The organism is Yersinia sp. 1252 StPb PI (assembly GCF_048593885.1).
GTDB lineage: Bacteria > Pseudomonadota > Gammaproteobacteria > Enterobacterales > Enterobacteriaceae > Yersinia > Yersinia enterocolitica_E.
Window position 1 is genome coordinate 1 of record NZ_JAZGQE010000136.1, and the last position, 13,535, is coordinate 13,535.

Below are 13,535 nucleotides of genomic sequence, written 5' to 3' on the forward strand. Positions count from 1 at the left end.
CCGTCAATGTTAACTTTTGCCTTCGATTTTTAAAGGGATTAAAGGTTAATGATGGAAAAGAATAGATGGGTAAAGAGAGGTGTTGCTGTATTACCGCTGATTATCACCTGCCATACAGCAGTAGCCAGCTATCACTCAGATATAAACGATGGTCTAACGATTAGCTCCTCATTGGGATTATTGAATGCAGAATCACAAGAGTTTGTTTATCAGCCCCAATATAATGGTCGCAAGCTAAGCCAGATAGATTGGAAAGCGGAAAACACGCCTATTGTAAAAATGGATATATCATGGGATCTGTTATCACGGTTAACATTAACCGCGCGCGGATGGTCCACATTATCACCCGGTAAGGGGGTCATGGATGATTATGATTGGAAAACATTAGGGCAATCTAAGTGGACTGATTGGTCTCATCACGAAAAAACCAATTTAAATTATGCGAATGAAATCGATCTTAATGCAAAATTTTGGCTTTTAAAGCAAGAAAATTACCGTATTGGTATTATGGCCGGTTATCAGCGCAATAATAATAGCTGGACATCTTATGGTGGAAACTATAATTACAATAGTGGCAATAACCTATTTACAGGTTCCGATAGTGTTACCAACATTGGTTATAAGCAAAAGTTTGAAATGCCCTATCTTGGCTTAGCCGGGAGCTATCATTATCAAAAATTTGAGTTTAATACCTTGCTGAAATACAGCAGTTGGGTAAATGCCTATGGTGATGATGAACACTATTTACGTCAACTTTCATTTAAAGACAGCAGCAAAGGCTCTCGCTATTACGCAGTCGTGATTGATGCGGGCTACTACGTCACCGATAACACTAAATTATTTGTTGAAGCGTCCTGGAACAGGCATGCCGAAGGAAAAGGAGATACACAAATCATCGACACTGGTGCAGGTGTTTCTGCAAATGTAGCTAATAGCGCCGGCATTGCTCAACAAAATCAAACTATCACTATAGGTTTGCAGTATAAATTTTAATCTAACCCCCCTCTTATTACTGCCATCCCTCAGCATCAATGCAACCTGAAAACCACTGTTTTAGCTGCATTGATGCTAATTTTACCCTTTTGATGTCACTATTTTTTTCAACTTTATTTGAATTTTTACCTTCAAATGAAGCAGAAAGGAATAATCAAGCTTATGTTTTTATTGAATATAGATGTCAATAAAATCCACCTACTTTGTCACCGTTACATAAAGAAGTATTAACAATGGCGTATTAATTACAGTTTGTTACTGTGACACAGCTCAAGTTTATCTCTGCCAAGCCGTTACTTGAATCATGCCTTCCCTCTTATTTAGGACGCTCTATGCTTGATTCCATTCGTTCACGTATCTTGGCTGCCTGTATCATCATCGTGGCAGGCTCTCTGGCCATTAACACCTATTTTAACTACTCGGTTGCCAGTAAATATAACAATAGCGCCATAGATAATACCCTGACCGCCGTTACCGCCAGTCATGGTGTCGGGATCGCCGATTGGGTTGCCTCCAAAACACAAATGATTGTGTCACTAAAAGACAGCGCACTGACGGCAGACCCGACAGCGGCACTGCGACAAGTTGCAGCCGCAGGTAACTTCATCAACGTGTATATCGGTTACGCGAACAAAACCGCGATTTTTTCTAATCCCGAGGGTATTCCAGCCGGCTACGACCCCACTGGGCGGCCATGGTATCTACAAGCGGTAAAAGCGGGCAAACCCGTGGTCACCCCACCCTATGTTGATGCTGGAACCAATCAGTTAGTGGTAACGTTCGCATTGCCGATTATTCAGGACGGCAGCGTTAAAGGGGTATTGGCCGCTGATGTCACCATGGACAGCGTGATTGCAAACGTGAAATCCATACACCCGACTGAAGACAGTTTTGGTATGTTAATCGATGCCGATGGCACCATTATCGCTCATCAAGATGCGAAACTAGCCCTTAAGCCACTGAGCGATATTGCGCCGACGCTGGACCTTAAAACACTGTTAACAGCAACTGAGCCTGTCGCTGCCAATATTGGCGATAACAGTAAATTGCTGCTGGCCCAAGCAGTACCAGGGACTCAATGGTTTACTGTTGTCGCCCTGGACAAAGCTCAAGCTACCACCGGCATGCGGTCGTTACTGACCACATCACTGGTGACACTGGTGATTATTATTTTAATCGCTGTTGTCATTATTAGCCTCATTACCAAACGTGCTCTGGCACCGCTGACCCATGTGCATAAAGCCATGGATGCTATCAGCTCCGGCTCAGAAGACTTAACTCAGCGGCTGCCGGTAGAAGGCCGTGATGAAGTGGCAAAAATAGCCCTTTCGTTCAACAATTTTGCCGACAAACTGAGTGTAGTCATGGCGCAAATCCGTGATACCAGCGAATCAGTACGGATTGCAGCCAATGAGATAGCGGCAGGCAATCAGGATCTGTCGGGCCGCACAGAGTCTGCCGCCGCCAGTTTGCAGCAAACCTCGGCGGCGTTGGAACAAATCTCGGCAACCGTGGCCCACTCCGCCAGCGCAGCGCGGCAGGCCAATACTGCGGTACTTTCGGCGGCTAACGATGCTTCACGTGGTGGCGAGGTGATAGCTAAAGTCATCACCACAATGGAATCGATTGAAGCGGCATCTGGCAAGATCGGCGATATCACCAGTGTGATCGACGGTATCGCTTTCCAAACCAATATTCTGGCACTTAACGCGGCGGTAGAAGCGGCACGCGCGGGTGAGCAAGGACGCGGTTTTGCTGTGGTCGCAGGGGAAGTTCGTACATTGGCACAGCGCAGTGCACAGGCTGCGAAAGAGATTAAAACGCTGATCGAATCGACCGTCAGCAGTGTGGCATCTGGCTCCGGCCAGGTACGTCAAGCCAGTAATACCATGACCGAAATCGTCAGCAGCGTGTCGGATGTCACCACCATTATGTCTGAAATAACCAACGCAGCCGATGAACAAATGCGCGGCATTCACGAAATAAATAGTGCGGTCGCGCAATTGGATACCATGGTGCAACAAAATGCCGCATTGGTGCAGGAATCCACCGCAGCATCTGCGGCGTTACAAGCTCAGGCTGCTGATTTAACCAGTGCAGTGAATCAATTTAGGATCTAGTTCAGCATCGGTATACATAGATAAAATACCGATTGGTTTCAGTGGGTTGAAAATCACCCACTGAAACCCCCTACCCCAGCAATATTCGTGCACCAATTTTAATCGGTGCAAAATTTTCGTGTTTCATACCCGCTTCAGTTAATGCCTGCTTGAGTTGTTGTGGTGGTTCATCCAGTGGTTCGTCAGCCAGTTCAAACACCCCCCAATGAATCGGTACTGTCATCGGCTGCTGTAATTGTTTAAATAACTGCACCGACTGCTGTGGATCCATATGTTGGGCCTGCATAAACCACCGCGGAGCATAAGCACCAATGGGCAAGGCGGCATAATTGAATGGCCCTAACCTTTCGCCAATGGTTAACAGTTGCTGGCAATAACCTGTATCACCGGTAAAGTAAAAGTTAATATCATCACGCTTGACCACCCAACCAGACCACAAACTTTGGTTACGATCCCAGGGTGTACGCATGCTCCAATGCCGTGCCGGTACACAATGAAACTCAAATTCAGCTGCAAGGTGTTTATCCCACCAATCCAGTTCATGAACATGGCGAGCACCCTGCTGTAGTAACCAACTTTTTAACCCTAACGGTGCCAGAAAAATCAGCTTGGGGAAGCGGCGCAATAATTGGCTAATCGTTGTCACATCCAAATGGTCGTAATGGTTGTGAGAAATCACTACCACATCTATATGGGGTAACTCTTTTACACTGGCAGGTACCGGTGTTCTCCGTGCTGGCCCGTAAAAATTGAGCGGCGAGGCACGCCCGGAGAGTACCGGATCAAACAAAACCGTTTTCCCACTGACCCGCAATAACAGCGACGCATGGCCTAGCCACCACAACGCATCCTGCTGCCCGCTAAAATCAGCCGCTTGCCACCAGTCAGTGACAAACTGCGCATATCCTTGCTGCGGCGGTTTTGGTAGCGACTGGCGTTTTCGCTCTTCACGCCAGCGCTTCAAATCTTGTGGATGATGAACAACCGGCTCCAGGTTCTGAAATCCAAACTCAGTGTGGTGTGGCTTACTGGCATCATAATAGGGGTTTTTCTTTGCCATTCTACGTCCTTCACTGTCAGCCGCAATTGCAACCAACATTTATTCATGGGCTATGCCCGCAATAATTCGCCCTTTCACAAAAGTGATATTTTCACACTGTAAGCAATAGCGCTAATTCTAGTAATAGTCTTTCATTTTGCTGGTTAAAATCTTGCCACACGTGTCACGGTCATTATTGTCACAAAATGGCATTATCAATTATTCGCATTATCATGGATATTCTGTTTTTTGCTGAATACCACCCTGGCTACTAATTTGATTCATATCAATTTTTACTGTAATAGGCGCCTTTTCTGGCCGAAAAACCCTTTTTCGTGATCGAACACTCATTTTTATAAACGCCATACCTTTATAAAGAAAACGATTATCCATTATTAATGAAACATTGTTTTAATTTGAGGTGGCAGTAAAAATGAGTAAACAGATTTCAACAAGGCATACGCTGGCGTACGGGAGTGCCAACTTACTGGGAAGTGGGGCACTGGCAATCAGCGGAGCCTGGCTGATGTATTTCTACACCACCTTTTGCGGGCTATCAGTCGTAGAGGCTGCGACTATTTTCTCAATCGCCAGTATTCTTGATGCGATTAGTAATCCAGTAATGGGTTATATCACCGATAACTTCTATAACACCAGACTGGGCCGCATCTTTGGTCGTCGTCGCTTCTTTATCTTACTGGGGATCCCGCTGGTACTTGTCTATCCAATGTTATGGATGAGCGGTTTTGGCTTTTGGTATTACCTACTGACCTACGCGCTGTTTGAACTGATTTATACCTCCATCATGGTGCCATATGAAACATTGGCGACCGAGATGACCACCGATTTTGCCAAACGCTCCAAATTAACTGGTTCTAAAGCCATTTTCGGTAAAGTAGCAAACTTTTTGGCCGCTTTCATTCCCGGTCAGTTTATTGCCATTTACGGTAAAGATTCTGCAACCCCCTTCCTTTATACCGGTATCGCCTACGGTCTGATTATGTGCTGCGCGATGATCTGGCTTTATAGCTCATCATGGGAACGCCCAGCGAGCGAAGTGGTCCGTGAAACCACCAGCAGTTTCGGCCAGGCGCTGAAAAAGCTGTGTGTTGATATGGCGTCTACTTTCCATCTGCGCATTTTCCGCAAGCATCTGGGTATGTATCTGTTCGGCTTTGGCGCGGAGTGGTTATTCGCATCGGCATTTACCTACTTTATTATTTTTGGTTTAGGTCAAGATGCCGCACTGGTTTCTCAGCTCAATAGTTTCAGTTCAATAATGCAGTTGATTTCCACCGCCGTCTTTATCGGTATCTGCGTCAAAATGGGCTTTGCTCGCCCGTTCCGCATCGCTCTGCAAGTGGTTATTGTCAGTGTGATTGCCTATGCTGCGCTCTATTTCACTGGCTGGTCGCAAACAACAACGGTGATTGTACTGTTCTGTATTACCGCAGTTTTCGGTTTAAGCACCGGGGGTATTTATTATATTCCGTGGACGGTTTATACCTTCCTGGCGGATGTGGACGAAGTATTGACCGGCCGTCGCCGTGAAGGGATCTACGCCGGAGCCATGACCTTTGCAGGTAAAATGGTACGTTCGATTATTGTTTTCGCCATGGGCTGGACATTAAGTCGCTTTGGTTTTGTCTCTGGGCAATCGAGCCAACCGGAAGTTGCCGTGCAAGCCATTGTAGGGGTATTTGCCATCGGCGTTATCGCTCTGGCACTGGTGGCTATCTACTACACCACCCAAATGAAACTGGACCGTAATAATCACAAAATCCTGCTAGAAGAGATTGAGCGGATTAAAGGTGGCGGTGCCATGGCAGATATTCCGGCCCATGCCAGAGCGGTTGCTGAAGAACTGACCGGCTGGAAATATGAACAGTGCTGGGGCAACAACCACCTTGGCATGAAAGAATCATCCAATGTGGCTCCAAAGCCTGTGACTGAAAGCTAATTGATTTTCGGTTTTAACCACAAAACGCATCGGCCAACACCGGTGCGTTTTTTATTACGTGGAATAACCTTATGATTCTGCAGAATTAACCGCAGAATTTCATTCGTTTGACGATATCCCGCTAGTGAGCAACTCGCGAGCCTAAATCACGATCCTGGGTTTCGCCGTGGATCAGATGTGTCAGTTCTTCAACACATTGAATCAGCCCATGTTCGATGCGGTAAAAAGCGATAACTTTCATCAAGACCCTTTGCCCGCTCTTTTTGACCACATCAACCAAGTGCACACTGGCAATCTGATCACCATCCGCAATCACTTTTTCCAGCGTGATGGTTCCACTCGCAAGTGTGCTTTTCAACACCTGCACATGGCGAATAAACGCCTCATAATCTAATTGATTACCATCAGCTTGCTGTTGATAATCGGTCGAAAAAAATGCAGCAACATCTTGAGTGCTATAGCTCGAGTCAGCCAAAGCAGTAAATACCTGTTGAAGAAATTGTTTTGCCTGTTGCGAATTCATCATGGTGACTCCGGTTATCCAGCGCCAATGCTGAGAATGCCAGACTAGCAATATCCTTGTGGCCTTGATAACGTATCTGAGTCATTCAATACGGTTTTTACGCCATGCAAGCTCATTTAATTGATCCTTCACAACTGATGCTGACAACGATGCCAGTATTGACCGTGGTACAGCGTCACGACAAGCTGGCGCGAATGACGCCGCCGCATCGCCACAGTGCGGGCCAATTATTAGCAGCAATAAATGGCTTGCTAACTATCGTCATACCCGAGGGTCAATGGGTGGTACCGGCAACACATGTGGTCTGGCTTCCCCCTCATCAACAGCACGGTTTCCGCTCGCACGGCCCTTTTCACGGCTGGAGTGTATATTTGCGCGAAGATGTCTGTGCATCTTTACCGCTACAGCCGCGAACGATGCAATTAAGTGGCTTATTACGAGAAACCGTAAATCGCGCAGCGCAATGGCCCCGAGGAGAATTACTTGAGAACCAGCAGCGGATTATGGCGGTGATGCTAGACGAAATTGCATCATTACCTGCCGAACCATTTGAATTACCAATGCCACAAGATCCACGGCTGATAAAAGTCGCGCATGGGTTACTGAGCGACCTGGCTAACAAACAGAGAATGGATCAATGGGCACACTGGGCAGGGATGTCACCCCGAACACTGGGCCGTCGTTTCATCGCAGAGACGGGCTATAGTTTTAGCCACTGGCGACAACGCGCACGTTTCATGCGCGCGCTAGAAATGCTGGCAGAGAAAATACCCGTGACCCATGTCGCGTTGGATGTCGGCTACGAAAACCTCAGCGCTTTTATTGATCAATTTCAGCGCGTTTTTGGCGTGACACCCGGCAAGTACTTCCCGGTAATGTAAATTATTCGTCTGTCTGAAAATTTCAGCATGTTTTATGCCAATATCCGATTACTATAAGCACACGACCACTTACTTTGTTTTTGAACATGGATAAAAGATTGTTGAAACATTTCACTGCCCCGCTACTGGCCGCTGCTCTATTCACTATTCCATTGCACAGCGATGCCAAGACAGAGCTTTTGACCTCACAAGTTGTTGATCAATATGCCGAACATATTTTCTATAACAGTGGTGCCATGGGAATGGCTCTGGTGGTTATTGATAACAATCAAGTGGTAAATCGTAGTTTTGGGGAAACCAAACCCGGTAACAACCTGCGTCCACGGCCAGACTCACTGATTCGCATTGCATCAATTACCAAGCTAATGACCAGTGAAGTGATGGTAAAACTGGCCGATGACGGCACGGTAAAATTGACCGATCCCCTGCGAAAATACGCACCTAAGGGCGCGCGAGTCCCTGCTTATAACGCAAAACAGCCGATTACCTTGCTGAATCTGGCCAGCCACACCAGTGGCCTGCCGCGCGAGCAACCCGGTGGCCCACAAAAAAGACCGGTGTTTACCTGGCCGACTAAAGATAACCGCTGGCAATGGATGAAGCAGGCCACGGTCACCGTGCCGCCTGGGGTTAAAGCCGCCTACTCCAATTTGGCCTACGACTTGCTGGCCGATGCGCTGTCACGGGCATCAGGCAAGCCTTATAGCAGTTTGCTGCGTGATAAAATCACCGCTCCGTTGGGGATGAAAAACACCACCCTGACCCCAACGGCAGAACAATGTAACCGTCTGATGGTCGGAGTAGGCAGTAGTCGTTGTGAAAACACCCTGGCGGCGGCGGGAAGTGGTGGGATTTACTCAACACCGGAAGATATGCAGCGTTGGATGCAGCAATTCTTAGCTTCTGATAACAGCGCGCGCAAAAGCTCAGCCAAACGTGAACAGGCGCTCTATTTCCAACGTCGTGATTTGGTGTCATTAAAAGGTATGGATGTTGCCGGTCAGGCAGACGCACTGGGGTTAGGCTGGGTCTACATGGCGCCTAATGCCGAACTACCAGGAATTATGCAAAAAACCGGTGGTGGCGGTGGGTTTATTACCTATATGGCGATGATTCCAGAAAAGAACATTGGGGTTTTCGTCGTGGTGACCCGTACCCAACTGACTAAATTTACTAATATGAGTGATGGCGTTAATCGATTAGTCGCTCAATTGGCGAAGAATAGTTAGCATCGGCTCAATTGCGGTGAACATAGGCCCGTTTTAGTTCCCAGCATTTTTTGATATACCGACCGAATTACAGCTCGGTGAGTATTCCTTCGGTATCAGATTGTTAGGTGACATATGCGGGCATTCGATGTCAGTTTGCCGCAAACCGCCCCAACACAGCACAACCCGCGGTGCTGGTAGGTAGCACCGGATCGGCGATGGGCAAACATACCTGCGCATAGATGTAGCCCGTCGCATCAATATGCTGCCGCTCAATGATGCTAACTTTCGGGCCGTGAGGAAGATAAGGCGCACAGTTGCGCCATAAAGGACGTGCCGTTCTGTGGCGGGGCCGCGTTAAAGAAATCACAAACAGTGGCCCCTACATCAGACAGCGTTGTGCGGTAACCAATCTCCCCTCCGGCAATTCCTGGTCGCCACACCAGTAAGGGCACATTCTCGCGAGTGTGATTACTATGCCCAATTGTCGGGTCATTACCGTGATCTGCCATCACCACCAGGCAATCATCCTGCTGTATTCGCCCCATCAAGATCGCCAGATTCTGATCCACTACCTGCAACCTTTCGGCGTAGCGCGCCACATCCTGTGCGTGACCCGCCAGATCGGTTTCCTGAATGTTAGTGCAGATAAATCCATCTCCTGGTTTTTGCAATTCCGCCAAGGTGATATCCATGATGGTCTGGGTATCGACCAGATTTTGATAGTTGGTACCGTGCGGATTGAGTGCGATATCGGCCACTTTGCCCACCAGCACCGTTGGAATACCAATATCATAGAGCTGCTGTGGAACTTGAACGCTGGCATCTACGCCATAGCCCAGATGTACGACCTGAAATCCTTGTTGATAAACCCCGGAGCGTGGTGCATTAATCCCGATATAACGACCCTGTTTCTCCTCTGCGGCAGCGAGTAGCTGCTCACTGCTCGCTAGCAAGCCACCAAAAGCAATCACCCGACCCACCTTCACACAGCTACGCACTATCTCACCAATGGCACGGACATCAGCAAACGAAATCGCACTCAGGTTAGCGCTGATGTTAAACACCTGTCCGAGATCCGCTTCCAGGTTATCGCCGACCGCCGCTGCCTGATTCACCAACAGATACTGCAAGCGGCTTCCCTGACGTTCGACACGCCAACCCGCCGCGACCAGTTTTTGCTCGACCTTATCGATCACCTCGGAAAACGGCATGCGCAGCGGTGACTGCGGGCGGGTACCCAGTATTTCCTGATGCCCCATAAAGGTGTCACCACCTTCGTGTTGCAGCGCTGCCCTGCCGTATACCGCCGTTAGCGAAGGTTTCATCACGTTCGGCGCGAACCCCAGAGCGTTGATGAGCCCCAATTGTTCAAGTGTCGGTAGACTCAATTGCGGAAAACGCTCCAGAATATGCCCACAGGTATTCGCACCGAGGTCCTGCGGCCTGACCTGAGGCACATCGGCCATGCTTCCTACACCAAAGCTGTCTATGACTACCACCACGAATTTACTCACCTTGCCCCCTGAATAACATTGCCGAGTCTGTCATACAGCGCTTCGAGTACTGGGTGACCAGACACAATAGCGAAAACCAGTGCCACATCGCTACGCGTGACGACAATCTGAGTACGGAAACTGACTTACCTGCACCGAATGACTTAGGTGCAAAGCCGGGAGACATAGCTTGCCGCTAGACTCCATCAGATTAAAAGCCTAATAATCATTTTTTTGAATATTTAACATGAAGGCAAAACTCACTGGCATTAACCTTTATGCGCCATCCACAAGCTGAACAGATTAGCTAATAAATACCCCTCTTCATTCGGGTGCAGGGCCAAATTAAACCGTGACAGCAGCGCCAAATGGATCTGTAAAATTTGTGGAAACGCGTCAGAGGCTCTGATTTCAGCCAACAATTCATCATCAAGCGGCCCAACTTCCTCACCACGGCGACTGCGCATTAATGCATTTGCCATATGCGTGAGCGCCATTTCCCCCTGCTCCGTGCGCACCGGCAGTGCCCATACCGTTTCCAACTGTGCGACAGCCTTTTTCATGCCATCGCAGATGTCCTTATCAATAACCCCTGCCTGATATAGCACGTTTAGCCGATTCTCCATACCGCCAACTCCCTTGATAGCTTTTAGTCATTGGGTTGCTGCCCGGCGTTCAACGCCCGTGGTGTGATCAGCCAACAATAATTGAATATAGATAACAAGCAGAGAACAGACAAAAAGAGAATGGGATCACAAAAAGAAATAACCGAGGAGGGGACAGCAGAAAATCAGCAGTGGCAGCAGTACAAAGGCAAAAACCCGCTATCTTATTCAGATAACGGGTTTTTAATTGGTGCCGGCACCAAGAGTCGAACTCGGGACCTACTGATTACAAGTCAGTTGCTCTACCAACTGAGCTATGCCGGCGAATTTTTTTGGAACGTTAGTACGTTTCCTTGGCGCGCAATATAGTATAACTCAGAACAAACAATCAAGCGTTATCAACAAATTATTTGTATCCCGCTTCATAAAACAACAGATTGATGAATAAATGAGCGTGGCAGTGATCATAATCGGATTCCCATCACCAATCGATACCTTTCTGCGCCTTAATTCCATGATCAAATGCATGCTTCACCGGTCGTAACTCACTAACGGTATCTGCCAGTGCGATAATTTCCCGGTGGCAGGCTCGCCCGGTGATGACCACACTTTGATGTACAGGCCGATTTTTTAACGCCGCCAACACCTCATCCAAGCTCAAATAACCGTAAGTGAGCATATAAGTGAGCTCATCCAAAACCACAAGATGGTAACCAGGGTCAGATAACATCCGCGCGCCCTGCTGCCACACTAGCCTGGCCGCTTGGATATCCGCCGCTTTATCTTGGGTATCCCAGGTAAAACCGGTTGCCATGATATGAAACTCGACCCCGTTACGCTCCAGCAGGTTACGTTCACCACACTCCCAGTCCCCCTTGATAAATTGAAGCACACCTACCCGCATATCATGGCCAACGGCTCTGGCTGCGGTTCCAAATGCGGCGGTGCTTTTCCCTTTGCCATTACCGGTAAATACAATAATGATCCCGCCGTTTTTTGTCGCGGCAGCAACCCGCTCCTCAACCTGTTGCTTAAGATGTTGCTGCCGCTGCTGATAGCGTTCTTCGTACATGGTGGTTTCCTCAGCACAACGTTATTTCTGACAACCGGCACAGGCCTTGATTTGAATTTGATCAAAGAATGAATTGCCTTTGTCATCAACGAGTATGAACGCCGGAAAATTCCTGACTTCCATCTTCCACACAGCTTCCATTCCCAACTCGGGATACTCAAGACATTCCAGACTTTCGATATACTCCTGTGCCAGAATGGCCGCAGAACCGCCGATACTGCCCAAATAGAAGCCACCGTGTTTATGGCATGATTCGGTGACTTGCTGGCTACGATTGCCTTTTGCCAACATGATTAAGCTGCCCCCCTGGGATTGAAACAGATCGACATAAGGATCCATGCGCCCTCCGGTGGTTGGCCCCATCGAGCCGGATACCAATTCATCCGGTTTTTTTGCAGGTCCGGCATAATAGACGGGATGATCTTTCATGTATTGAGGTAATGGCTGGTTCTGTTCCAAACGCTGTTGCAGCTTGGCATGCACAATATCGCGGGCAACAATTAACGGGCCATTGAGTGATACGCGGGTGGATACCGGGTAGAGTGAAAGCTGTTGACGAATTTCATCCATCGGGCGGTTAAGATCAATGTTAACTACCGCCCCTTCGTTATTAATCCGCAAATCTTCAGGAATATATCGCTCAGGGTGGCGTTCTAATTTCTCCAGCCATATGCCCTCTTTATTAATTTTGGCTTTAATGTTCCGATCAGAAGAACATGAAATTGCCATCCCTATCGGGCAAGAGCCACCATGACGCGGCAAGCGAATAACCCGAATATCATGTGCAAAATATTTGCCACCAAACTGAGCACCCAAGCCAAATTCACGTGAAGCTTGTAACAGATCCTCTTCCAGAGCCTTATCACGGAAAGCCTGACCGAACGCATTACCCGCGCCAGGTAAGTTATCGTAATATTTTGTCGAGGCGAGTTTGGCGGTCTTCAAGGTTAATTCAGCGGAGGTACCTCCTATAACAAAAGCAATATGATAAGGAGGACAAGCAGCCGTTCCCAGGCTCTTCATTTTCTCAATTAAAAAGGCTTTGAGTTTTGCCGGTTCCAACACCGCTTTTGTTTCCTGATAAAGCGCTGCTTTATTGGCGGAACCGCCGCCCTTATTCACAAACAAGAACGAATATTGCATACCCGAGGTAGCAAAAATATCAATTTGCCCAGGAAGATTGGTGCCGGTATTCACTTCGTTATACATATCTAACGCCGCATTTTGTGAATAGCGCAGATTATCTTGGCGGAAGGTGTTATAGATGCCGCGTGATAATGCTTCGGCATCATCAGTATCAGTCCAAACCCGTTGGCCTTTTTTCGCCACAATGGTGGATGTGCCCGTATCCTGACAGTTCGGCAAAATACCTTTGGCTGAAATCTCCGAGTTTCTCAATAATTGCAATGCGACATATTTGTCATTTTCGCTCGCTTGCGGATCATGCAAAATGGCGGCAACTTGCTGCTGATGTGCTGGGCGCAGGAAGAATGAGGCATCATGGAACGCTTGCTGGGAGACTAATGTCAGCGCTTCAGGTTCAACTTTTAATACTTCGTTGCCATCAACCTCAATAGTGGAAACATACTTATCCGTTAACAAGTAATATTCTGTGTGGTCCTCAGACAGAGGGAAGAG

11 protein-coding genes, 1 tRNA gene and 1 pseudogene are annotated in these 13,535 nt (G+C 47.9%); 5 read left to right on the forward strand and 8 right to left on the reverse strand.

Features of this window, described 5'->3' with window-relative positions; genetic code table 11:
• Nucleotides 1–48 precede the first annotated feature (48 nt).
• Nucleotides 49–993: an omptin family outer membrane protease gene (locus tag V2A85_RS17195; protein WP_420071928.1), complete on the forward strand. Its 945-nt coding sequence runs from the start codon at nucleotides 49–51 to the stop codon at nucleotides 991–993.
• A 332-nt stretch (nucleotides 994–1,325) separates the two neighbouring features.
• Complete coding sequence (locus tag V2A85_RS17200; RefSeq protein WP_420071929.1) at nucleotides 1,326–3,113, forward strand: methyl-accepting chemotaxis protein; 1,788 nt, start codon at nucleotides 1,326–1,328, stop codon at nucleotides 3,111–3,113.
• Nucleotides 3,114–3,183: 70 nt separating this feature from the next.
• Here V2A85_RS17200 and V2A85_RS17205 read toward each other — a convergent pair whose 3' ends face one another.
• Entirely contained in the window at nucleotides 3,184–4,212 is a 1,029-nt protein-coding gene (locus V2A85_RS17205; RefSeq protein ID WP_372559424.1) for an MBL fold metallo-hydrolase, read from the reverse strand.
• Nucleotides 4,213–4,585: 373 nt separating this feature from the next.
• On the opposite strand from V2A85_RS17205, the gene V2A85_RS17210 reads away from it, so the two are divergent.
• The gene (locus V2A85_RS17210; protein ID WP_083158321.1) at nucleotides 4,586–6,112 is read left to right on the forward strand and encodes an MFS transporter; all 1,527 of its coding nucleotides are present in this window, start codon (nucleotides 4,586–4,588) and stop codon (nucleotides 6,110–6,112) included.
• 121 nt (nucleotides 6,113–6,233) lie between these two features.
• Here V2A85_RS17210 and V2A85_RS17215 read toward each other — a convergent pair whose 3' ends face one another.
• The gene (locus V2A85_RS17215; protein WP_372559425.1) at nucleotides 6,234–6,638 is read right to left on the reverse strand and encodes a nuclear transport factor 2 family protein; all 405 of its coding nucleotides are present in this window, start codon (nucleotides 6,636–6,638) and stop codon (nucleotides 6,234–6,236) included.
• Between the two features lie 101 nt (nucleotides 6,639–6,739).
• Between V2A85_RS17215 and V2A85_RS17220 the strand changes: the two genes are divergently transcribed.
• Both V2A85_RS17220 and ampH read left to right on the forward strand, forming a co-directional pair.
• Nucleotides 6,740–7,516: an AraC family transcriptional regulator gene (locus V2A85_RS17220; protein ID WP_420071930.1), complete on the forward strand. Its 777-nt coding sequence runs from the start codon at nucleotides 6,740–6,742 to the stop codon at nucleotides 7,514–7,516.
• A gap of 86 nt (nucleotides 7,517–7,602) precedes the next feature.
• Nucleotides 7,603–8,745 carry a D-alanyl-D-alanine-carboxypeptidase/endopeptidase AmpH gene (gene ampH / locus V2A85_RS17225; RefSeq protein WP_372559427.1) on the forward strand — a complete coding sequence of 381 codons (1,143 nt, stop codon included), beginning with the start codon at nucleotides 7,603–7,605 and terminating at the stop codon, nucleotides 8,743–8,745.
• Nucleotides 8,746–9,005: 260 nt separating this feature from the next.
• On the opposite strand, the gene V2A85_RS17230 is transcribed toward ampH, so the two are convergent.
• From V2A85_RS17230 to V2A85_RS17255, 6 genes and pseudogenes are all read right to left on the reverse strand, one after another.
• Nucleotides 9,006–10,241, reverse strand: a complete 1,236-nt coding sequence (locus V2A85_RS17230; RefSeq protein ID WP_420071931.1) for a phosphopentomutase — start codon at nucleotides 10,239–10,241, stop codon at nucleotides 9,006–9,008.
• Nucleotides 10,238–10,360 (reverse strand): annotated as a pseudogene (locus V2A85_RS17235) (YhfX family PLP-dependent enzyme); the annotation flags it as partial. The pseudogene V2A85_RS17235 and the gene V2A85_RS17230, both read right to left, overlap by 4 nt.
• Before the next feature lie 129 nt (nucleotides 10,361–10,489).
• Nucleotides 10,490–10,846 (reverse strand): PRD domain-containing protein, encoded by a 357-nt coding sequence (locus V2A85_RS17240; protein ID WP_420071932.1) that lies wholly within the window; start codon nucleotides 10,844–10,846, stop codon nucleotides 10,490–10,492.
• Between the two features lie 227 nt (nucleotides 10,847–11,073).
• A tRNA-Thr gene (locus V2A85_RS17245) sits at nucleotides 11,074–11,149 on the reverse strand.
• Between the two features lie 157 nt (nucleotides 11,150–11,306).
• Nucleotides 11,307–11,897: a cob(I)yrinic acid a,c-diamide adenosyltransferase gene (gene cobO / locus V2A85_RS17250; RefSeq protein WP_420071933.1), complete on the reverse strand. Its 591-nt coding sequence runs from the start codon at nucleotides 11,895–11,897 to the stop codon at nucleotides 11,307–11,309.
• Nucleotides 11,898–11,918: 21 nt separating this feature from the next.
• Nucleotides 11,919–13,535, reverse strand: a 1,617-nt coding sequence (locus tag V2A85_RS17255; RefSeq protein WP_420071934.1) for a fumarate hydratase, incomplete at its 5' end; no start/stop codon positions are given.